17 protein-coding genes and 2 riboswitches are annotated in these 21,433 nt (G+C 46.7%); of the genes, 10 read left to right on the top strand and 7 right to left on the bottom strand.

Going from position 1 to position 21,433, the window contains the following annotated elements; all coding sequences use genetic code 11:
• Positions 1 to 9: 9 nt before the first annotated feature.
• Together HFD99_RS10500 and HFD99_RS10495 are read right to left on the bottom strand one after the other, a co-directional pair.
• On the bottom strand, positions 10 to 1,029 hold the full coding sequence (locus HFD99_RS10500) for a 2-hydroxyacid dehydrogenase (protein WP_123797812.1): 1,020 nt from the start codon (positions 1,027 to 1,029) through the stop codon (positions 10 to 12).
• 17 nt (positions 1,030 to 1,046) lie between these two features.
• Positions 1,047 to 2,102, bottom strand: coding sequence for an AEC family transporter (locus HFD99_RS10495; RefSeq protein ID WP_123797811.1), 1,056 nt, complete (start codon positions 2,100 to 2,102; stop codon positions 1,047 to 1,049).
• 291 nt (positions 2,103 to 2,393) lie between these two features.
• Here HFD99_RS10495 and mmuM point away from each other — a divergent pair, with 291 nt between their 5' ends.
• Positions 2,394 to 3,341, top strand: a complete 948-nt coding sequence (gene mmuM / locus HFD99_RS10490) for a homocysteine S-methyltransferase (protein WP_123797810.1) — start codon at positions 2,394 to 2,396, stop codon at positions 3,339 to 3,341.
• A 199-nt stretch (positions 3,342 to 3,540) separates the two neighbouring features.
• Here mmuM and HFD99_RS10485 read toward each other — a convergent pair whose 3' ends face one another.
• The 5 genes from HFD99_RS10485 to rhaB form a co-directional block, all read right to left on the bottom strand.
• Positions 3,541 to 5,823, bottom strand: coding sequence for a GDYXXLXY domain-containing protein (locus HFD99_RS10485; protein ID WP_185094050.1), 2,283 nt, complete (start codon positions 5,821 to 5,823; stop codon positions 3,541 to 3,543).
• A gap of 143 nt (positions 5,824 to 5,966) precedes the next feature.
• Complete coding sequence (locus HFD99_RS10480) at positions 5,967 to 6,863, bottom strand: AraC family transcriptional regulator (protein WP_123797808.1); 897 nt, start codon at positions 6,861 to 6,863, stop codon at positions 5,967 to 5,969.
• 182 nt (positions 6,864 to 7,045) lie between these two features.
• Positions 7,046 to 7,891, bottom strand: coding sequence for a rhamnulose-1-phosphate aldolase (gene rhaD, locus HFD99_RS10475; RefSeq protein ID WP_123797807.1), 846 nt, complete (start codon positions 7,889 to 7,891; stop codon positions 7,046 to 7,048).
• A 51-nt stretch (positions 7,892 to 7,942) separates the two neighbouring features.
• Positions 7,943 to 9,199 carry an L-rhamnose isomerase gene (gene rhaA, locus HFD99_RS10470; protein ID WP_123797806.1) on the bottom strand — a complete coding sequence of 419 codons (1,257 nt, stop codon included), beginning with the start codon at positions 9,197 to 9,199 and terminating at the stop codon, positions 7,943 to 7,945.
• Positions 9,200 to 9,211: 12 nt separating this feature from the next.
• Positions 9,212 to 10,693 carry a rhamnulokinase gene (gene rhaB, locus HFD99_RS10465; protein WP_123797805.1) on the bottom strand — a complete coding sequence of 494 codons (1,482 nt, stop codon included), beginning with the start codon at positions 10,691 to 10,693 and terminating at the stop codon, positions 9,212 to 9,214.
• 328 nt (positions 10,694 to 11,021) lie between these two features.
• Positions 11,022 to 11,125, top strand: a riboswitch (purine riboswitch).
• A 156-nt stretch (positions 11,126 to 11,281) separates the two neighbouring features.
• On the opposite strand from rhaB, the gene HFD99_RS10460 reads away from it, so the two are divergent.
• The 9 genes from HFD99_RS10460 to nikA all read left to right on the top strand — a co-directional run bounded on the left by HFD99_RS10460 (position 11,282) and on the right by nikA (position 21,392).
• Complete coding sequence (locus HFD99_RS10460) at positions 11,282 to 11,899, top strand: xanthine phosphoribosyltransferase (protein ID WP_016822598.1); 618 nt, start codon at positions 11,282 to 11,284, stop codon at positions 11,897 to 11,899.
• Positions 11,893 to 13,200: a nucleobase:cation symporter-2 family protein gene (locus HFD99_RS10455; protein WP_016822599.1), complete on the top strand. Its 1,308-nt coding sequence runs from the start codon at positions 11,893 to 11,895 to the stop codon at positions 13,198 to 13,200. The genes HFD99_RS10460 and HFD99_RS10455 overlap by 7 nt, the downstream gene beginning before the upstream one ends.
• Before the next feature lie 440 nt (positions 13,201 to 13,640).
• Complete coding sequence (locus tag HFD99_RS25930; RefSeq protein ID WP_016822600.1) at positions 13,641 to 13,772, top strand: hypothetical protein; 132 nt, start codon at positions 13,641 to 13,643, stop codon at positions 13,770 to 13,772.
• Positions 13,773 to 14,154: 382 nt separating this feature from the next.
• Positions 14,155 to 14,359: riboswitch (cobalamin riboswitch) on the top strand.
• Positions 14,360 to 14,575: 216 nt separating this feature from the next.
• Complete coding sequence (locus tag HFD99_RS10450; RefSeq protein ID WP_123797804.1) at positions 14,576 to 16,159, top strand: ABC transporter substrate-binding protein; 1,584 nt, start codon at positions 14,576 to 14,578, stop codon at positions 16,157 to 16,159.
• 15 nt (positions 16,160 to 16,174) lie between these two features.
• Complete coding sequence (gene nikB / locus HFD99_RS10445; protein ID WP_025366176.1) at positions 16,175 to 17,104, top strand: nickel ABC transporter permease; 930 nt, start codon at positions 16,175 to 16,177, stop codon at positions 17,102 to 17,104.
• A gap of 14 nt (positions 17,105 to 17,118) precedes the next feature.
• The gene (gene nikC / locus HFD99_RS10440; RefSeq protein ID WP_031462489.1) at positions 17,119 to 17,934 is read left to right on the top strand and encodes a nickel transporter permease; all 816 of its coding nucleotides are present in this window, start codon (positions 17,119 to 17,121) and stop codon (positions 17,932 to 17,934) included.
• Positions 17,934 to 18,851 carry an ATP-binding cassette domain-containing protein gene (locus HFD99_RS10435; protein WP_031462488.1) on the top strand — a complete coding sequence of 306 codons (918 nt, stop codon included), beginning with the start codon at positions 17,934 to 17,936 and terminating at the stop codon, positions 18,849 to 18,851. The genes nikC and HFD99_RS10435 overlap by 1 nt, the downstream gene beginning before the upstream one ends.
• Complete coding sequence (locus tag HFD99_RS10430) at positions 18,848 to 19,624, top strand: ABC transporter ATP-binding protein (RefSeq protein WP_123797803.1); 777 nt, start codon at positions 18,848 to 18,850, stop codon at positions 19,622 to 19,624. Before HFD99_RS10435 ends, HFD99_RS10430 begins: the two co-directional genes overlap by 4 nt.
• 142 nt (positions 19,625 to 19,766) lie before the next feature.
• On the top strand, positions 19,767 to 21,392 hold the full coding sequence (nikA, locus tag HFD99_RS10425; protein WP_016822606.1) for a nickel ABC transporter substrate-binding protein: 1,626 nt from the start codon (positions 19,767 to 19,769) through the stop codon (positions 21,390 to 21,392).
• The last annotated feature ends 41 nt before the right edge of the window (positions 21,393 to 21,433 follow it).

Genomic DNA, 21,433 nt, shown 5'->3' with positions numbered 1-21,433 from the left:
CTTCCTACATTATTTCATAGCGAGAACAGGAAGTGGAACCAGATTATCCGAAGAATGAGTTGTAATGATATCATAGAAGTTTTCGTAGCTGGTTTCAATCATGTTGGATAACGCAGTAACCGTATTCGAGCCCGCATGAGGGGTTACCAAAACTCTTGGATACAGCTCCACAAGCTTCTGGATTGTTGGGTCCGGGAGCATTTGCCATGGGTCAAATGCTTTGAAAAATAGTTCTTCCTCTTTAGGAAAGACATCTGTTCCGAACCCTTCCAAATGATTGCTGAGCAATGCATCCAGAATGGCTTGGTTATCTTGTAATTCCCCACGTGAGGTGTTGATGAGAATAGCTCCCTTTTTCATTTTTGCTAAAAAGCTGGCATTAATCATTTGGTCGTTCTGTCCCGGCAGGTAAGGAACATGCACACTGACGATGTCACTCTCTGCCAGTAACTCATCCAAGGTTGTGAATGGAACGACGGCCTTGGCCGCGTCCGATTGGTACACATCATAGCCGATAACAGAAGCACCTAATCCTTTAAACAATCTGGCTTCCGTCAGACCAATGCGACCGACCCCGATAATCCCGACTTTACAATTGTGAATCTCTTTGCTGAACGTATGCTCGTCCACAATAAAATTTTTGAAAGAGCTTTTGGTAGTCATATAAGCGGTGTGACGGAGCAGCATCATAGCCAGCGTTAGGGATAACTCTGCAATAGCATTCGGAGAGTAGGATGGGACGCGTGCGACCTTCATTCCAAATTCGCTGCAAGCATCCAAATCAATGTGGTTGATTCCGACCGTTCTGGTGAAAACATATTGAATGCCGTACTTATGGAATTTTGTAAGATTTTCTCGATTGGCAGCACAGTTTCCTCTTAACAAAACAGCATCGTGATGCTGCGCCAGTTCTGCATTGCTGGAGGTCAGTAGCTCTTCTACCAGCGTCAGTTGAAAGTTATATTTATTAAGCTCATGGAAATAGGGCTTCTCATATGAACGGGCACCATAGCAGATGATTTTTAACATGTTGTTTTCCCCCTGGTTTAGAAAATTCCAATTTTATCGATGACATTGAGCGTAATGATCCACACTGGAATCATGACGACGGAAGTAATAGTTGATAGAAGCGAAGCGTTAGAAGTCAGTACAGCTTCCTTATCAAAACTGATAGCATAGGCTGCGGCTACGGTAGCTGTAGGAGTAGCCATCATAATGACAATAGTAGATAAAGCGACAGTATCGACCGACAGAATATGAGATACAGTCAACAAAGCCAGCAAAACGATGTTCACAATAGGTACTAGCCAAACTTTAACAAGGCTGTAATACCATGATGTCTTGTCTGTAGCTGCCGATTTGAAGCTGATCTCACCCAAAGTCGAGCCAATCGATAGCCAGGCCAATGGAGAAGCTAGTCCGGCAAGGTAAGTCATGGGCTTGAACAGCCAGACAGCGGTTTGGTCAATTCTTAGAAAAGCAAACTGCTGAATGGTTCCATCCTCTGTAGCCACACTCATTTGTGGTAAATAACCCTGGAACAACCAAACAAACAAGCCTATAAAAGTCGCGATAACGATCGGATTCAAAAACATAGTTTTGAGATTTTTAAGCTCCATTTTTAAGCCGCTCATTTTGATATAGCCATAAGAATATAAGAAAATGCGGTAGCCTATATTAAAAATGGAACTGTACATGACTCCGGTAGGACCGTAAATGGCACCGACAATGGGAATTCCAAAAAAAGTAGTAGAACCGAAAATAGTGAGTACCCGCAGCACATCCTGCTTATCCTTGTTGTAGCTCAGGAAGAACGGCTTGGAAATAAAGATGAGAATGATATAAATGAGAATCCCCCAGATTAAGACATTCATGCCTTGTTTTAATATGGTAGGATTGATATCCTGCATGAAAGAATTAAAGGCTAGTGCCGGTAGAGCTACGGTGAGAACAACCTTAGATAGCATCTTTCCTACGGCTGCGGTAAAAATCCCCTTCTTGCGGCAAAAGAAGCCGAGCAGGATAATAAAAACAGTAGAAGCGATAGAACTGACAATACTGTTATCTGTTAAGGTCGCTTTAATCATTTCTAGTAAAGACATAGATAAAACCCTCTCTTGTACCTTTTTTCACATAATTGACGATGCAAAATGTGACTATGCAATTCCCTGATCTTTTGGCCAAAGTGTTTGGTTTGCACCTTTATAGTAAAAAAACTTTGTGAAAAAAAGAACAATATCTAATTAATTTAACTTATGAAACTAATTTAAAAAATTTATACGTTACATCAGGATGTAAATGTGAGGTGCTCATCGGCATACATGCTATAATATAAAAAATTAATTCCAACCTGGTTAGTGGGTTAAATGGATAAGACAAGCAGGAGGGTCCGCATGAATCCGATACAACGTATACTGAACAAATTTCAGCTGATCGTGCTGGACGGCGCAATGGCGACTGAACTAGAACGTCACGGGCATGATCTAAACGATAGCTTATGGTCAGCCAAAATCCTCTATGAACATCCAGATTCGATCAAGCGTGTACATCGAGATTATTTTGAGGCTGGGGCAGACTGTGCGATTACGGCGAGCTATCAGGCCACTGTGGAGGGCTATGTTCAACGCGGGCTGAGCGAAAATGAGGCATTAAAGCTTATTCAGTCATCGGTGCAGATTGCTGTACAGGCACGAGATGAGTTTTGGGCCGATGTGACGGCTACTGCGAGTCAGCAGACTCGTCCCAAGCCGCTGGTTGCGGCCTCTGTCGGACCCTATGGGGCGTTTCTCGCTGATGGATCAGAGTATCGCGGTGATTACAAGCTGAGCGAGGAGCAGCTTATGGAGTTTCACAGGCCGCGCATGAAAGCTTTGATTGAGGCGGGAGCAGACATTTTAGCTTGTGAAACGATACCCTGCATGGTTGAAGCCAGGGCCATCGCCTGGCTGCTGAAGGAATTCCCCGGCACGTATGCCTGGATCAGCTTTAGTGCAAAGGATGAGCAGCATATCAGTAACGGTGAGTCTATCGCCGCATGTGCAAAGTGGCTGAATGAGCACGAGCAGGTGGCTGCAGTAGGGATCAATTGCACGTTGCCCAAATTCATTCCATCCCTTATTCACGAAATACACAGCCATACGGATAAGCCGGTGGTGGTATATCCCAATCTGGGGGAGGAATATGACCCGGTCACCAAAACATGGCAAGGCCATACTTGTACAGAGACGTTCGGACAGAGTGCCCGTCAGTGGTATGAAGCAGGAGCGCGTATGATTGGTGGCTGTTGTCGGACTCAGCCACAGGATATTAGAGAAATCGTGGCATGGTCGAGAGAGGTATAAACGAGAATAAACTTTCAGGGAAGGTTATCATGGAGTTTTCCTCCATTGCCGCAAAAGAACAAGCAGGCTGAACCGAGTTATACTCCAGTAATGGAGCAACCTGGTTCAGCCTGCTTTTTGTAAAGAATGAATTTCTAAAGCCTCGCTTCGTTCGCTATTTCTCTACCTCTCTACCTCTCTATCTCTTTGCCAATCCAGATCAGCTTTCCACCAAACGTTCCAGCAACGCATCTCCATTGCGGCTGACCCGAATATAGGCGTAACGAGCGTTCTGTTCAACAGTACGCCCGGTTCCTTCAGGGATGAAATAATTCTCAACACCGTACAGAATACGAGAACCATTCCATTGTCCGTTAAGAATGATTTCATGATTGGCAAGCACTTCACCATCTTGATATAGACGATCAGAGATGTATACTCCTTGGCTATCTGGTGTGAGAACGACTTTAACTTTGCCTCGGTTCCAATCCTTCTCCTGAAGAGGGTCCTTGGAAGGAGGGGTAGAAATATCGTAATTCAGTGCCACATAGTCGCCCTGCAACAGGGAACGCGGATCTATAGGAGCCAGCTTGAGCTTAACGGAGGCACCTGTGGCGAGCAGGGTTTCACTTCTCGCCGTCTGATAGCCGATAATCCCCAGCTGTAGTACGATGACGATGGCAATGAGTAACGGGCTTAAGCGCATAAAGCTGCGGTGGTCGGCATCGAATGCTGCTTTGCCGCTATGAGCCATTCGTCGATCGAACCACCAGGTAATTCCGAGTGTAACGATCCCCAGCAGCGCCAGTGTAAAAGATTTATACAGCAGCGTCCACAATAAATCATAGTATTTGAAGCCGATAAAAATAAACCAGAATACGACGCTCGTAATGGCCTGCGATTTGTGTTTGTGACGAATAAAGGCAAAGACCATCCATGTAACGATAACAAAATAAAAAATATTAATGAACATATAAGAGTGTGGAATGACATCCTCAAAAAACGTCGCCCAAAACAGGAACAATAAGCTGAAGAATAATGAGCTATCCCGAAGATGTTCTTTTAACTCTGTCTTGAGCACAAAGTAGCTTACCCCATATAACACGGCATTGAGCACGAATAGGGCGAAGATGATGAATTCATAGGTCCAGTTCCAACCATACCATTCTTGATACTGCTTTAATAAAACAGTCGCCATATTCAGGTTTACAAAAGTATAGGCAAAAAATTGCTGCCTTTTCCCCTTGGAGCGAAACCATCCGGCGATGGAAACGATCAGAAATAATACTGAAAGTAACGTCTGGTCTGACCATAGAATGGCCGCCAGACCGGTAATATAGCTGATGGTCAGCAGTGTATAACGGACTACAGAATCCAGCTTGGACTCCGGTATGACAATCATCGTAATCATCAGCAGCAAAGACACACTCAGCAGTACATATTCGGTGTGATTTACGTTCGTGCTAATCATAATCAGTCCAATGAGGGATATACTGCCAATCAATACTCCAACCACTTTGATTACACGGGATACGGTTTTGCTGATCCATTCACTACTGCGGTCTTCGGAAACAGTTGTCTGCGCATCGGATTTTGCGATATCTTCTTTGTTCTCATTGGGTATTTCTCCAGCCTCCGGAGACGGTTTTCCCAAACGATTTAAATAACGAAAAAACCATACGTTACCCGTCAGTAGCAGTGCCACAAAAATCAAACCGAAAACAAAGAATAGAGATGAAGAGTACGCCTCTGCTAGCTCTATAAATTTAAAGACAGCAAAAGCCGAGAGCGCCAATGCATTCAAGGTCAGTAACGTTTTATTCAGCCGAACCTTGATAAATATATAAAATCCTAAAGCAATCACAGCGATATGCGGTATATTCATGATCAGGCCATACCCATCGAATGCAAAGGAGTTGGTCATCGCCAACATAGCTATATGGAGAACAGTAAAGCTGATATATTGTAGTGGAGCAGAATGTATACGCTGAAGAAACGTCAATAGAAATAGCACCAGATTGAATATTGCGAACACTCCAGCAATGGACAACGATTCCAGTTGGCTATAAGCCGCGCTTTGCATCGTTGGATAAAAATAAAGCCATACCCCCAAATGAATCAATACATAAGACAGCATATAAAAAGGATTATAGCGGGTGATCCAGCTAAGCAGTAAAGCCGGCACTGACCAAATGAGAAACAATCCATAGCTGTCTGCATGGGAGTTGTAAATTTGACCGAGTAACGCCACGGAAACGCCGAAGGCTACACAGCCAGCCAGCAGAAATATATTGGACAGAAAAGCTTGTTGCCCGGGAACAGCACGAACACGTGCAAATACAAAAGACAAGCCATAGAACAAAACAATAAGCGCAATAGCTAGCACAATTTTGGCTGTCCGATCCAGTCCGCCCCAATTGGAGGCGAAAAAATAAATAATCGCAGCCAGTATCAGTGAGATGCCCAGCAGATAACCTGTACGTATAGCATTAAATCGCAGCATGGAATTCACGTACCTTTCCTGTTGGTTTGATGCCTATTATAGCGTTGATAGCGCTCAGAACCAAGTACAAATTAGGATCAGGTCATAAAAAAGGGAGAGCCGCCGTATGATGGTGGTTCTCCTGTATCGTTGCTGGATTCCGACTAAGCGTTGGCAGTGCGGATCTCTTGCCGGGACTGATGCCGGAAGCGATATTCTCGGGGTGGGATTCCTGCTGTTTTCTTAAATGCCTTGGAAAAGGTGGACATGTCGGTATAACCGATAGATTGGGCGATGATCGACAGATTGTAAGTGGTCTGTTCCAGCAATCTTTTCGCTTCGTTAATCTTGAGGGTTTGCAAATATTTGGCGGGGGAGATAAGGAAGGTAGAATGGAATTTACGTGAAAAATGCGCACGATCCACACCTACATGCTCAGCAATTTGCTCAATTGTAACACGGTCACAATAATGCATTTCGATGTAATCCTTCCCCTGCTGGAGCCAATAATCAGAGCATACAGAGTTGCGCAGAGCACCAGATGTGTTGCGGGACAACTCCTCGAAGATCTGATGTAGTGTAATTAAGCGGGCCAGATCGCTGCCCTGTCTGTTGTGGTCGTTGGCGATGGAAAATAGGTTGGAGATCAGTTCGAGGATTTCCTCGCTCACTGCGTTAGCTATAAATGGCTTAGAGGGGTTGATCCCGATCCGCTCCAGCAACGCCAGAGATTTCGGTCCCTCAAAGGCAATCCATACCTTTTGTAACGGGTGCTCTTGGTCGGTGTAAAATTCATGGGCAAGATGCGGAAAAAAACAGAATACATCAGACTTTTGCACACGATACTTCTCTTCCTTATAAATGAACTCAGCTTGACCTTCAAGTACAAAAATAAAATAAAAATAAGGGACAGCCTTGGGGCCGACATGACAGCTTGTCTTCGAAATATCCATACCCAGTCTGACTGGCCAAATGGCACTGGATTTTTCCAGTTCGGTTGTTGTGAAATAATGGTCTTCCACGATGTCGAAGTGATCTTCATTTTTTGTTCTTATCATCATTGTCACCTCTCCTTTGGTGGAGATAAGGGAATTTTGATTTTATTGTATATAAAGGAAAGTACAATTACAAGTTAATTCATTGGAATTTAGGGTTATAAAATTAAAACGGTAAAGGCTCCATGGCTGGTTTGAGACGAGCCGTGGAGCCTTATAGAGTTCTGCGTTATACGATTAGCCTGTGTTTATACGTTCAGGATTCCTTCTTTTGGAGTAACATTAAAGGCTTTAGCCAGATCTGATAGCTCCTGATCTGTAATCCGTTGCTGGATATCATGCTTAGCAATCAGCATATAAATTTGCGCTGCCTTTTCAATCGTTTCAATCAGGCCAAACGCTTCATCAATGGAGCTACCTGTTCCGAAAATGCCGTGATGAGGCCATAATACAGCGTGATGATCCTTCATTTTTTTCGCTGTTTCACGGCCGATTTCGCTGGAGCCTGGCACCATCCAAGGGATTACACCGATACCGTCTGGAAAGACTACGATACATTCGGTACACATTTCCCACAGCGTTTTGGTGAATTGGTTTTCGTCCAGACTATGAATGAAGGTCATGGCAATGACATGGGTGGCATGATTATGGATTACAACCCGATGGTTAGGATCGACCTTCAAGCGCTCAATATGGCTCATAAAATGAGACGGCAATTCGCTGGTAGGAACCGCGTCATGCTCGAGGCCCCACAAAATTTCTAGCTGCTCACCATCTTGGGATACACGCAGGACTCCTAAATTGGCTTCCGGATCGGCAATAACATTTTTGAAGTACTTGCCTGATCCAGTGACGATAAAATATTTGCCTGCCAGTTCATTCACGGGGAAAGCAGGTTTAATCGTTCGAATGACTTTATGAATATCAATATATTTGGCAACCTCGGCTTCATCCAGAATATAGCTTACATTTCCTCCGTTGCGTTCATCCCAGCCGAATTTCCACATGTTTTGCGTAATTTCCGCCATCTCGCGAACAAATGGGATATCCAGTCCTGATTTTCGTTCTTTTTGATTCTCCAGCACAGTAGTCATGGATGATCTCTCCCTTTGGATGATATGAATATAAAATGATCAGTGCAGTAGTTACCGTTTCAGCAGGACTCGTTGTTCATAGTTTTTAGCCTCGGTTAGCCATTCCTCACGAACGGGAACGCCGTTTTGAGCGCAATAGTAATCCCATACAGCCCCAAACGGATAGGATTTAAACTCTTCGACCAGGGCAAGTCGCGTAGTGAAGTCTCTTTCCTCTTCGGCTTTTTTCAGTTCCTCAATCGGCTCCAGCATGGCGCGAAGCAACGCTTTGATGGTGTTGCGTGTTCCGATGACCCATGCAGCCACGTGGTTGATACTGCCATCAAAGAAATCAAGGCCGATATGAGTGCGGGAAAGCAGCTCACCGCGAACGAGCTCACGGGCAATGTCCAGCAATTCGTCGTCCATCGTCACGACATGATCGCTATCCCAACGAACAGGTCTGCTGACGTGTAGCAATAATTGATCGGTGAACATCAGCACAGAGGACAGTTTGTTCGAAATGACTTCTGTCGGGTGGAAGTGACCAGAATCGAGACAGATAGATTTCCCCCGTGTCAGGGCGTAACCCATATAGAACTCATGAGAGCCGACGACATAGCTTTCCGAACCGATGCCGAACAGTTTACTTTCAACTGCATCGATGTTGTAATCTTCACTAATTTCCTCGCTGAAAATCTCGTCCAGAGCATCCCGCAGACGTTCTCTTGGAGCCAAGCGATCCACCGGGGTATCCTTGTAACCATCCGGCATCCAGTGATTTGTGACACAAGGCTGACCGAGTTCCTTTCCAAAATATTCTGCAATTCTGCGTGATTTCTTACAGTGTGTGATCCAGAAATCGCGAATTTCCGGGTCCTTGTGGCTTAGGGTGAAGCCGTCCTCCGCTTTGGGGTGGGAGAACAGGGTCGGATTAAAATCAAGTCCAAGCCCTTGCTGTTTGGCCCAGTCTACCCAGTTCTGAAAATGGCGTGGCTCCAGTTGATCCAAATCTACTTGTTCTGTAGTATCTGCATAGATCGCATGCAGATTAACCTTGTGTTTACCAGGGATGAGCGATAGGGCTTTTTCCAAGTCCTGACGTAGTTCATCTGGCGTACCTGCTCTGCCCGGGTAGCTACCTGTTACGGCAATTCCCCCGCTAAGCTGTTTATCTTTGAACAGGAATCCTTGCACATCGTCTCCCTGCCAGCAGTGCAGTGATATTTTGATTTGTGAGAGCTTCCGTAAAACGTCATCCACCTGAATACCGTGGCGGGCATACAGCTTTTTCGCTTCGTTATAACTCGCTTCAATGGCTTCGTTCATGGCTTTACTCCTTTATTGAGATATGTGAATAGGGGGTGTTGCTTGTATCTTGAGGCGTTCCCAGCGATCCAGAAGCTCTCCCATGCCTTCCACCGATTGCGGCTCATATAGCCGAGTCGGGAAGGAATTGGCTATGGTTCGGCCAGCAGCTTTCAGATCTCCAAGAGCACCAGAGCTGATTAATTGCACGACAATATTGCCGATGGCCGTCGATTCGGAAGGTCCTGCCTGAACCTCAATTTCTAAAAGGTCGGCTGTTAGCTGACATAGTAATTCGTTGTTAGCGCCTCCGCCGACAATGTGCAATCTGGTAATCGTTTCGTCTGTTAAATGTTGTAGCTCATGTAAAGCATCCCGGTAGCTTAAGGCCAGACTGTCAAAAATACAGCGGGCGAGCGAGCCAGGTGTGCGTGGGACAGGCTGCCCGGTTTTTTCACAGAACCTCTGAATCTCAAGGGTCATACTATCCGGATTTAAGAAAGAGGACTGGTTACAGAGGACGAGACTGACAAACGGTGTCTCTGCTGAAGCCAATTGGGCCAATTCGGCAAAGCTATGTGCAGAACCACCTTCTCTTCTAACCTCCTGAATCATCCATAAGCCCATGATATTTTTCAAAAAACGGTACGTGCCGTAAGCGCCCCATTCATTGGTGTAGTTCGCCTGCATAGCTGTCTCGGTATTCAAGGGTTGGGATCGTTCCATACCCAATAGCGACCATGTTCCGCTGCTGATATAAGCCCAAGACTCCTCTCGCGATGATGGAACACCTGCAACCGCTGAGGCGGTATCGTGTGTAGGCACAAGGATGAGCTGACAGTCGGGAAGATCGTATTTCCGAACAAGCTCCGGCAAGATGGAGCCCAGAACACGACCAGGCTCAGCCAGCTCCGAAAATTGATTGCGCCGAAGCTGGAGCAGGGAGAGCAGGTCCTCATCAAACTCTCGGGTGTTCACGTTGAGAAGCTGCATCGTGGATGCATTGGTCATTTCATTGACCATAATGCCTGTCAGGCGATAGTACAGATAATCGGGTACCATCAATATTTTATCTGCTTGGGCGAGTTGTTCCCGATCATGGGCGAACAGTTGATATAGGGTATTAAAGTTTAGTTCCTGGATGCCCGTTTTCTCATATACCTCTTCTCGGCTGATGAGCTGGTGCAGCTTATCGGGGGCATGTAGAGTGCGTGCATCGCGGTATGCGTACACCTCATGGATGCGATGACCTTCCTTATTAAGTAACACGTAATCTACAGCCCATGTGTCAATGCCGAGCGTACAGGAGTCAATCCCGTTTTGTTTGGCTTTTTGTAGTCCCTGGATGATCTCATCAAATAAATTGTCTATATTCCAGTAATCGTGCCCGTTCCTCTCAGTAAAGGAGTTGTTGAAACGATGAAGTTCTTGCAAGTGAATTTGTTCACCTTGTAGAGTTGCACTCACGAGTCTTCCGCTTGAAGCTCCAATATCAACAGCAAGATAGTTGTTCATATCTAATCTCCTTGCATGGATGAAATCCCGGCAGCCTGAAAGACTGCCTTTTGTTTCTTAACTAATTCCATACTACTTCCGTTTGTCTGTGCAGTCAACATAAACGGAAGTATAATTTTTGGTTTTTCTTTTGAATTTAAAAATGAAATTAATTTTAAATGTTGTTTTGTATTGTTTTTCGTTTTTTAATATCTGCTTTCTACTATATATATACCTCAAACAGGGATCGGTGTGTTGTTGCGATATTCAAATTGTGGAAGGTTCTCCAAATGCCGCTGTTTGTATGAAAAATAGTCTTGAAACCGCCCGCCAGAGGGTGTAGTATACAAGATATCAATTTCATATGACTCGTATAATATTGGGGATATGGCCCAAAAGTTTCTACCGGATGACCACTGTAATCGTCCGACTATGAGTGATAGCGCATCAGCTTCGGATGAATGCGGGCATTTTATTTGTGCGCCAATCCGTCAGGGATTACGACCCCAAGGACAGGCTTCACTTGAGAAACGACTCAAGGGAGCTTGTCCTTTTTTGGTTTTTGCAGGTTTTATTCTATTTTAAGTACAGAGGAGCGATATTCGCATAATGAAAGCTTTGGAAGAACGTATTCGTCAAGAGGGACAAATTTTATCCGATACGGTGTTAAAGGTAGATTCATTTTTGAACCATCAGGTGGATACAGCATTAGCATTGGAGATTGGTAAGGAGTTCGCACGTCTGTTCGGCAGTGCTCCAATTACCAAGGTGCTTACTATTGAAGCTAGTGGTATTCAATTTGCTATGGCCACTGCTATTGCTTTGGGAGTACCGTTCATTTATGCGAAGAAAAAGAAGGCGATCACGCTGAATGAACAGGTATACTTCGCAGAGGTTCATTCGTTCACTCGGCAGGAAACCTATCAGGTGAGCATTTCCCAAAAATATCTCGATGCCAGCGACCATGTGCTGATCGTGGATGATTTTTTGGCAACTGGTGCAGCTTTGGTCGGACTTACCGATATTGTGAAGGAAGCAGGAGCAGAGCTGGCCGGAGTTGGCTGCGTAATTGAAAAGAGCTTTCAGGAAGGCCGTGGACTGTTGGAGCAAAGAGGTATTGCCGTACGTTCTCTAGCGCGTATCGCTTCCATGGCACCGGGCGAAGTCCATTTTATAGAGGAAGCTGGCACGGTAATTCCTCCCGTTAAGGAGAATGTGGGATGTTAAGTAAACAAAAATTATTTGCGCTGGGTTTCCAGCATGTCATGGCGATGTACGCCGGAGCCATTGCTGTCCCTCTAATTGTAGGGGGAGCACTGCACCTGACGCCAGCTCAGATGGCCTATCTAGTGGCTGCTGATTTATTCACTTGCGGGATTGCTACGTTATTACAAATTATGGGCACACGCTTTTTCGGTAGTAGACTGCCTGTCATTTTGGGCTGTACGTTTACGGCAGTAGGACCCATTATCGCAATTGCTTCGACATCAAATCTGGCGACAGCGTACGGTGCCATCATTTTGTCCGGTATATTTGTGGTGCTTGCGGCACCGTTGTATGGCAAACTGTTACGCTTTTTCCCAACAGTGGTTACCGGCTCGGTCGTTACGATTATCGGTCTATCCCTTATTCCGGTGGCGATGAACAATGTAGCGGGTGGTCAGGGCAGCGCGGATTTTGGACAGCCGCGTAATTTGCTGCTGGCGCTGGTTACACTACTGGTTATTCTGCTTGTCAATCGAGTAGCCAAGGGCTTTTTACGCTCGATTTCCGTTCTTATTGGTCTGTTCGCAGGTACTGTAGTCGCCTATGCGATGGGAATGGTGCATTTTGCTCCCGTAGCGGATGCTTCGTGGGTGAGTATTGCGCAGCCGTTTTATTTTGGTAAGCCGGAGTTTAGCATTATGGCAGTATGTACGATGATTATCGTCAATATTGTGAGCATGGTCGAGTCTACAGGGGTTTATCTGGCAGTAGGTAAAGCGATTGATCAGAAAGTGGAGCAAAAGCAAATCGTCAATGGACTTCGTTCGGAAGGACTTGCAATTATGTTGGGCGGTATTTTTAATGCGTTCCCTTACACGGCCTTCTCCCAAAATGTGGGTCTAATCTCGCTGACTCGCGTCAAATCCCGTAACGTTATTTTTGCTGCTGGCGGCATTATGGTCGTCCTCGGTTTGCTGCCTAAGCTGGCTGCCTTGACGACAGTGATTCCTAACGCTGTGCTGGGCGGGGCGATGATCGTCATGTTTGGCTCGGTTGCTGCATCAGGCATGTCTATTTTGTCAGAAGTGGATCTGCGGAAAGAAAGCAATCTGCTGATTGCAGCATGCAGTATTGCCGTGGGCCTAGGCTCAGCTGTTCTGCCGCAAATGTTCGACCAACTGCCGAGCTTTGCCAAAATGCTGCTGCAAAACGGCATCGTATCTGGCTCGATTACGGCAATTGTCTTGAACATTGTTTTGGCAAGAAAACAGGGTGAATCGGTCAAAGGCGTTAATGTCTCAGAAGTTCCACAGAAGGTTTGATGAATAGGAAATAAACAAAAACAGCCGGAGAGAGGGCGTAGCCTCTTTTCCGGCTGTTTGGCATGGGGTTATCCAGAACTAGTTATTTATTAAGCAGCATGAAATTATTGATAAAACCCTCTTTCTGTATGAAGATCGGGGTTTGGATTTTCGAAGTGAAGTCATAATAGTACACGCCGCGCCCTTCCTCCTGATTTTTCAGGGAGGTGCTGCCTAAATAATATACCCCCTTGCCGTCCGGGGACATATAGATAAAGCTGCGGGATGAAATGGGGAGCTTAGTTTGGTGCGTTTTCCAGTTGCACTTTTAGGTTGGTTTATCTACTAGAGGAATTTGCTAGAGTGGTAGGAAGAGGCATGGTATAATCTACCTTAAGGACTTTGGATAGTGGTGGATGTTTTCGGATCACGGCGCAGCTTCCCGAAAGGGGGTGAAGCCGATGGTCAACCTTGTGTCGTGCTATGATGTGCTGCGTTGGATGGTTACGTTACTAAGCCTGGTGTTTAGTATTCGTAAGCTTTATCGCTGGCTGCGTCGGAAATTTCGGAACAAGCGAAAACCCACCGCGTAATTAGGTTGGCCCCTAACGGTGGGTTTCGTTCGCATTAACATTCAGTTATGCAGCGCGCCGTGGTGGTGATCCACAGCCTTTCAAGTCCTAAGAGTCTTTGCCGTTGGAGCGGCGAAGGCTCTTTTTAGTATACGGATACGGTGGTTATCTCTATACCTAATTTTAACACGTGAATTGTGTGCACGCAACGTTAAGACATACCTTCAATTGCGCGCAAGCAATGAATAGCCTTGGCCTTGATTCACACTATATCATTCAAATTTAAATTATTACGCAACATTTGTTGACAAGCCAGTAGCAACAAAATAAGATAATCCTAAATCGTAATAAAAAGGAATAAAGGAAGAAAACAGGTGTGAGCCGGACAACTCTATATACGAAGTTTCGTAGAGACGATGTAGATAGTTGTTGAGCGTGTTCACTTAAAAGGGAAGTTCGGTAGATTCCGACACGGACCCGCCACTGTATACAGGCATCAGCAGGGTACTGCTGGAGCTTTCAGAACAAGCCACTGGAACTGTGAGGAACCGGGAAGGCCTGAAAGATACGCTTGGAGTCAGGAGACCTGCCTGTTTTGACATCACTGTCAGACCCACGGGATGCTGGGGAGGTGGTTAGGCGTGCTGCATACGGAATGTCTGAAACCGATCTGATCCCTTCTATGTTTTTGGAGCTGGCTTTGAGGTGAGTTTTGACATTTTATAATGAAAGCATTTCTGACTGCTGATCAGGTGGTCGGGAATGCTTTTTCGCGTTTTGTGTTAGGTTTATACGATTTTACAAGATAGAGGGGGAAATGTGGGATGATAGGCAATCGTAATAGGCGTTCATGGTTCATATGTACAGGATTGCTGCTGCTGATGGCAGTTATGACTCTTTCGGGATGTGGCGCAGCCACGAAGACGGAGGATAACTCGGGCAAGGGTGAGAACACGTCTGCACAACAGACTCAAGCAGATAAAAAGCTGGTGATGGCGTATACGTGGAAACCGTCCGGCGTCGATCCGCATGGAGATAATAGCTGGGACGTGATGCGTTCCGGTGCCGGTGAGACACTCATTCGTTTGAATGAAAAACTGGAACCTGTAGCTTGGCTAGCCAAGGAATGGAAACATGACAGCCCTAACGTGTGGTCGTTCAGCTTGCAGGATAAGGTCACGTTTCATAATGGAAAGAGCATGGATGCAGTAAGTGTAAAAGCATCTTTGCTGCGCTCAATCGAGAAAAGCCATCTGGCGAAGGATTTACTGGATGTGAAGTCCATTGATGTAACTGGTCCGCTGACGCTGAAAATTACGACAAACCAGCCGAATGCAGCGCTGGTATCCAATTTGGCTGATCCGTCAACGATTGTACTGGATGTGGCATCCATGAAAGATGAGCAAAGCTACCCTGCAATGACAGGTGCTTTTAAAATCAAAGCCTTCAACAAGGATCAATCCTTGGTCGTCGAGCGTTATGACGGATACTGGGGCGAAAAGGCGCGATTGGCCGAAGCGACGATGAAATTCATTACGGACGGTAATTCGCGCCTGATGGCGTTGCAATCTGGTGAGGTGGATGTAGCGACGGATATTCCGGTAGATAACGCAGAGGTATTAAAAAAGAACGACAAGCTACAAGTGCTGTCGGCTCCATCCTTGCGCACCCATATGATTGTGTACAACATGGAATCACCTGTGTTCAAGGATGCAACCAACCGTAAGGTGGTGGACAGTCTGATTCCGCGCGCGTCCATTGTGAGCGCCGTCATGAGAGGCTTCGGTACGGAAGCAAGCAGCCCGTTTCCGAGCATTCTTCCCTTCGGTAAGACTGAGCGTAAAGCATTGGACGGAACGGCGGAGCAGTTGTTGACGAAGGATGGCTGGCAGAAGGATGCCCAAGGTACGTGGACCAAGCAGGGCAAGCCATTCGAGGTTACGCTGCTGACCTTCCCACAGCGTCCGGAGCTATCCGTCATGGCTGAGGTGATTCAGAGCCAATTGCTGAATGAGGGGATCCAGGTCAAGATTCGCAAGGTGGAAAATATCGACGAGGCATTGACCAAAAATGATTGGGATTTTGCTATGTACAGCATGCTCACGGCCCATACAGGGGAGCCGCAGTATTTTATGGACATGTTCTACTCCTCTACAAGTGAAGCGAATGTAAGCCGTTATGCTTCCAAACCGCTGGAGAATATTCTTCACAGCCTGAAGTTGGCGAAGGATACCGCACAGCGTAATGCGGTAACACTGCAAGCGCTGGATATCATCAATACAGATTTACCGCAGTCGTTCATTGTGCACCCTGACAATGTGTTTGGTGTGAAAAAAGGAGTAAAGGGCTTTACACCGCATCCGATCGAGTATTACTACATTACAGCGCAATCTGATATTGCGGAATAACGAGCAACGTATCCTATGATTCGTTTTATATTGGAACGTGTGGCGCAGCTGCCCATCATTGTATTCGTTGTATCTACGCTGACTTTTGTACTGATGAGGCTGGCCCCTGGTGACCCTGCTCTCATTTTGCTCACCGCGCATAATGTTCCTGCTTCTGGGGAGGCGCTAACCGCGCTGCGAAACGAACTGGGCTTGAATGAGCCGCTTCATATTCAATATGTGAACTGGCTGAGGGATGTGTTCACAGGACATTGGGGAACCTCGTATGTGTCCAAGGAGTCAGTGCTAAACGAACTATGGAGCAGACTGCCCGCTACGGTGGAGCTAGCTTTGGCGGGCTTTGCCGTCATGGCGGTGCTTACGCTTGGGATGGGACTGGCTGCCTCGCTAAAAGTCAGCGGTCCACTAGATCGTCTGGGCAGGCTGTTCGCTTTGCTGGGATCGTCAATTCCTTCTTTTTGGCTTGGGTTTCTGCTGATCTATCTATTTTCCGTTCGCTTGGGCTGGCTCCCATCCATGGGAAGGGAGGACTGGACACATTTAGTGCTCCCAGCGCTGACGCTTGGTGCAGGATTGGGAACGGTGCAAGCCCGTGTATTGCGTGCTCAGATGCTGGAGCTGAGTGACCGGAATTTTGTGAAGGCAGCGAGAGCTCGCGGTTTTTCACGTATGCATATTCTCTTTTTTGAGATATTTAAACATGCCGTTCTGCCTATGATCACGCTATTAGGTACGAATCTATCATTTATGCTGGCAGGTAACGTCATCGTAGAAACCATTTTTTCATGGCCAGGGTTAGGAAAGTATTTTATAGATGCAATTACGCAGCGGGATTACCCGGTGATTCAGGGATATGTTATGTTTGCCGCGTTTTTAATTGTAGGTGTTCAGTGTTTGGTGGATGTGGTCCAGACGGTGATAGATCCAAGGCTGCGTTTGCGTTAAGGGGGAAGCTGAAAATGAAAAAGATACGGCTTTCCTTTAGAGGAAGCTTGCTGGCAGGGGGCGCACTGTTTGGCCTGATCGTGCTGCTTGGGTTGCTGGCTCCCTGGGCCGCTCCGCATGATCCTCTGCATGTGGACCTTCTGAACCGTTTGGCACCACCCAGCCGTAAATATCCTTTCGGTACGGATCATCTGGGTCGGGATGTGCTGTCACGGCTCATTTATGGAATTCGGACAAGCGTGTTAATCGCTTGTGCGATTACGGTAGCAACGCTGTGTATTAGTCTGCCCACAGGCATGCTCATTGGTTATGTGCGAGGACGCGTGGATCAGCTGATTATGCGGGGAATCGATGGCGTACTGGCTTTTCCCGATATTATTTTAACGGTGGCGATTGTGGGTATTTTGGGGCCGGGTTTCGTCAACATGACCTTAGCGATTATTGCGGTACGGTGGGCGGGCTATGTCCGCTATATCCGTAGTTTGGTTCAAAAAGCCTGCCAGGAGGACTATGTACGGTATGCCCGTTTGTCCGGCAATTCACACGTGCGCATACTAAGACGTTATGTATTGCCACAAGTATGGCCGCAATTATTGGTATATGCGGTATGGGATATTGGACACGTGGTGTTGATGATCGCTGGACTCTCCTTTCTTGGATTGGGTGTACAGCCGCCCAAGCCAGAGTGGGGCGTGATGCTGCATGATGCAACCTCGTATTTTCAGGTGGCTCCGCATGTTATGATCTTTCCGGGTTTGGCGATTATGCTGTTTGTGCTTGCCTGCCAGCTTCTGGGTGATCATTTTTCAGAAAAGGGGGCGGCGAAATAGTGGGAAAACGACCAGTCATAGGGTGGAAGGATACGATAGAGCGAGCTTACGTACAAAAACCGTTGTTACACGTGGAACATTTGGAGATTAGTCGTACAGGTGCAGGAGCAAGCGGAAGCGAGAGCAATCCGCTACTGCGAGATGTGAACTTTTCCGTCTACCCAGGGGAAATTGTGGCTCTGACTGGACCAAGTGGATGTGGCAAGAGCCTGACCGCACACGCAATCGCGGGTATGCTGGACCCAAGTGTTGGTGTTACGCAAGGGTGCATCTACTATAACGGGGAAGACATTATCCCATTCCATGAACAGCGCTGGCAAAGACTGCGCCGTGAGGATATTGCCCTGCTCATTCAACAATCGCTGAGCGGGCTGAATCCGATCCGTACCGTCCGCGCCCAGCTGACGGATACGCTTAGACTGCACAGGCGGCGCCAAATGCACGCCCAGAAGGAGCAGGGACAGGCTGATCTTGCCCCGTCCCACACTGCATCACAGCAGACCCATCGACGACAGGGCGTAATGTCACGGATGCGACAGATGCTGAACCGTGTCACGGAGCTGGCTGGAGGCCGCACTACTCCAGGGCAGGAAGCTTATTTGTGTTCTCTGCTCCGCAAGGTCGGTTTTGCCGATCCTGAGTATATTCTGTCATCATATCCTTTTGAACTAAGCGGAGGTATGTGCCAAAGGGTGCTGCTGGCTGCAATGTTAAGCTCCGGCCCGCGCCTCTTTATTGCCGACGAGCCCACTACAGCGCTGGATGTGATCAACCGCGACAAGGTTCTGTCATTGCTTTTACAGTTGAGAGAGGATTTCGAGCTCACTATTTTGTTAATTTCACATGATCGTCAGGGTATGAGTCGCGTAGCAGATCGAGTATTGGAGATGACCCCGGAAGGGAGGATGCAACCGTGATATTGGAATTGAAGAACGTCACCAAAGCTTATCCTGTCCGCAGACGGAGAAAAGGCTGGTTCAATACGAAACACAGTGAGCAGGCTATAAAGAAAGTGAGCTTGGAATTACGACAGGGAGAATGCCTTGGACTGGTTGGAGAAAGCGGAAGTGGCAAAAGTACGCTGGCACAGTGTATCCTGGGGCTAGAGTCGTTGACCTCGGGGGAAATCTGGCTGAATCAGCAGCCCATACATACCGGAAGGATGAAAGATATTCATCTGTACAAACGAATCCAGTTAGTCGCGCAGGACTCGGCCTCCTCACTGCATCCCCGTATGACCATTCGAGATATTCTGATGGAGCCGATCCGGAACTATTTTCCTGAGCGAAAAGTAAGGGCACTGGATATCTGCCTTTCCTTACTGGAATCGGTAGGGTTAGAGGCTGACAGTCTGAAAAAATACCCTGCGCAGCTAAGCGGTGGACAAAAACAGCGGGTGTGCATTGCTCGGGCGTTGGCCGTTGAACCAGAAATCATCCTGTTCGATGAATCCGTCGCCAATCTGGATACGACAACCCAGTCCTCCGTGCTGAACATGCTCAAAAGAATGCAGCTCGAACGTCAGTTGTCCTATCTTTTCATCACCCATGATCTTCAATCCACCCGTACGTTCTGTGATCGTGTTGCCGTCATGGTTCAGGGAGAGATCGTGGAAATATTTGAGGATTGGGATGAAGAGCTAGTGAAGCATGAATACACGCGTACTCTATTTCAAACGTTGGCGGATTAATCCATAAATTTAATATTATACAAATTCAAAATAAATAAGAGCTTTGCTTGTCGAATATTGTTGACAAAATATAATGTGGTACCTATTCTAAATATGATTATGATAATCATTATCACATATATAGAAAAGGGGAAATACATTGATGTCCGTTCGACACCGCAAGACTGCCACCTTTATGTTGGTGACGCTCCTCTTATTATCCGTTATTCTGGGCTGCGCGAAGCAGGAGAACACACCTGCATCCACCTCTACTAACGGAGCTGCCAATGAAAAGTCGATCACGCTATCGTGGCCACGGGACATTGGTACAATGAATCCTCACGTATACAACCCTTCCCAGCTATTTGCACAATCCATGATTTATGAGCCGTTAGTCAGCTACAAGCAAGGAGGCAAGCTAGAGCCTGCTTTGGCTGAATCTTGGACCATATCCAAGGACGGCAAGACATATACGTTTAAGCTGCGTAAAGGTGTGAAATTTTCCGATGGAACGCTATTTAATGCGGCGATTGTGAAAAAGAACTTTGACGCTATTATGAAAAATGAGAAAACGCATAGCTGGCTTGGTATAGTAGGCGTTCTCGATAAAACTGAAGCTGTAGATGACAGTACGTTCCGAATGACGCTCAAAGAGCCATACTACCCAGTTATTCAGGATCTGTCTGTCGTTCGCCCGTTCCGTTTTTTGGGTGAAGCCGGGTTCCCGGATGATGGAGATACGTCCAAAGGAATTAAGAAACCTGTAGGTACAGGACCTTGGATGCTGGATGAATACAAGCAGGATGAGTATGCAACCTTTAAGCGTAACCCGAATTATTGGGGTACTGCACCGAAGGTGGACAAAATTACGGTCAAAATTATTCCCGATGGTGAAACACGTGTAATGGCCTTTGAAAAAGGCGACCTGGATCTGATTTATGGAGAAGGTGTTATTAGCCTGGATGCTTTCAAACAGCTTCGCGACACGAATCAGTATGTTACCACGCTGTCCGAGCCTGTCGGCACAAGAAGCCTGTTGCTCAACTCGTCCAATCCCAAGCTGGCAGACCTTCGGGTACGTCTAGCACTCCAGCATGGATTTAACAAGCAGGCGATGGTGGAAGGCGTAACCTCGGGGCTCGAGGAAACAGCGGATACGGTTTTATCCAAAAACTACCCGTATACGAATGTCGACTTACAGCCAATAGGCTATGATGTGGAAAAATCCAAAGCATTGTTGGATGAGGCTGGCTGGAAGCTGCCCGCAGGCGGCACAGTACGGGAGAAAGACGGACAACAGCTGGATTTTGAGCTGATTTTCGATAAGACCGATCCGATCCAAAAGGCGATGGCTGAAACCATTCAGGCTGAATGGGGAGAGCTGGGTGTCAAAGTGAATCTGACCGGACTGGAGCTGACGGTTCAAATCAAGCGGCTTAGATCCAACCAGTTTGATCTGTATTTCTGGTACAACTATGGTGCGCCTTATGATCCGCATTCCTTTATTAATGTTATTGCCAAGAAGAGCTTCGGAATTTCTGAGGTGCTGAGCGCCCTTCCGATGAAGAAGGATCTGGATCAGCAAGTACACGAAGCACTTTCATCGACAGACGAAACCAAGCGTCAGGAGCTGTACGCCTCAATCCTGAAGACACTTCAGGAGCAATCTGCAATTGTACCTATTTCGTATATTAAGAAGACGGCAGTGTATCAGAAAAAGATTACTAATTTTGTATTCCCAGCTAATCGGGATGAAAATCCATTTGAGGGAATTGAAATTGGAAAGTAACTGAAACGGGAAGGTAACGTTAATTTACAGGATAGGAGGAC

It is taken from the genome of Paenibacillus sp. EKM301P, assembly GCF_011800295.1.
Lineage (GTDB): Bacteria > Bacillota > Bacilli > Paenibacillales > Paenibacillaceae > Paenibacillus > Paenibacillus polymyxa.
The sequence above is the reverse complement of the archived record's forward strand: the minus strand, read 5'-3'. Positions and strand labels throughout refer to the sequence as shown.

Coding starts and splice junctions, on each gene's coding strand:
- nikB (WP_025366176.1), top strand. CDS start 16,175: ATGATTCGTTTTATATTGGAACGTGTGGCGCAGCTGCCCATCATTGTA.
- HFD99_RS10455 (WP_016822599.1), top strand. CDS start 11,893: ATGTTAAGTAAACAAAAATTATTTGCGCTGGGTTTCCAGCATGTCATG.
- mmuM (WP_123797810.1), top strand. CDS start 2,394: ATGAATCCGATACAACGTATACTGAACAAATTTCAGCTGATCGTGCTG.
- HFD99_RS10495 (WP_123797811.1), bottom strand. CDS start 2,102: ATGTCTTTACTAGAAATGATTAAAGCGACCTTAACAGATAACAGTATT.
- HFD99_RS25930 (WP_016822600.1), top strand. CDS start 13,641: ATGGTCAACCTTGTGTCGTGCTATGATGTGCTGCGTTGGATGGTTACG.
- HFD99_RS10485 (WP_185094050.1), bottom strand. CDS start 5,823: ATGCTGCGATTTAATGCTATACGTACAGGTTATCTGCTGGGCATCTCA.
- HFD99_RS10460 (WP_016822598.1), top strand. CDS start 11,282: ATGAAAGCTTTGGAAGAACGTATTCGTCAAGAGGGACAAATTTTATCC.
- rhaB (WP_123797805.1), bottom strand. CDS start 10,693: ATGAACAACTATCTTGCTGTTGATATTGGAGCTTCAAGCGGAAGACTC.
- HFD99_RS10450 (WP_123797804.1), top strand. CDS start 14,576: ATGATAGGCAATCGTAATAGGCGTTCATGGTTCATATGTACAGGATTG.
- HFD99_RS10500 (WP_123797812.1), bottom strand. CDS start 1,029: ATGTTAAAAATCATCTGCTATGGTGCCCGTTCATATGAGAAGCCCTAT.
- rhaA (WP_123797806.1), bottom strand. CDS start 9,199: ATGAACGAAGCCATTGAAGCGAGTTATAACGAAGCGAAAAAGCTGTAT.
- HFD99_RS10480 (WP_123797808.1), bottom strand. CDS start 6,863: ATGATGATAAGAACAAAAAATGAAGATCACTTCGACATCGTGGAAGAC.
- nikA (WP_016822606.1), top strand. CDS start 19,767: ATGTCCGTTCGACACCGCAAGACTGCCACCTTTATGTTGGTGACGCTC.
- rhaD (WP_123797807.1), bottom strand. CDS start 7,891: ATGACTACTGTGCTGGAGAATCAAAAAGAACGAAAATCAGGACTGGAT.
- nikC (WP_031462489.1), top strand. CDS start 17,119: ATGAAAAAGATACGGCTTTCCTTTAGAGGAAGCTTGCTGGCAGGGGGC.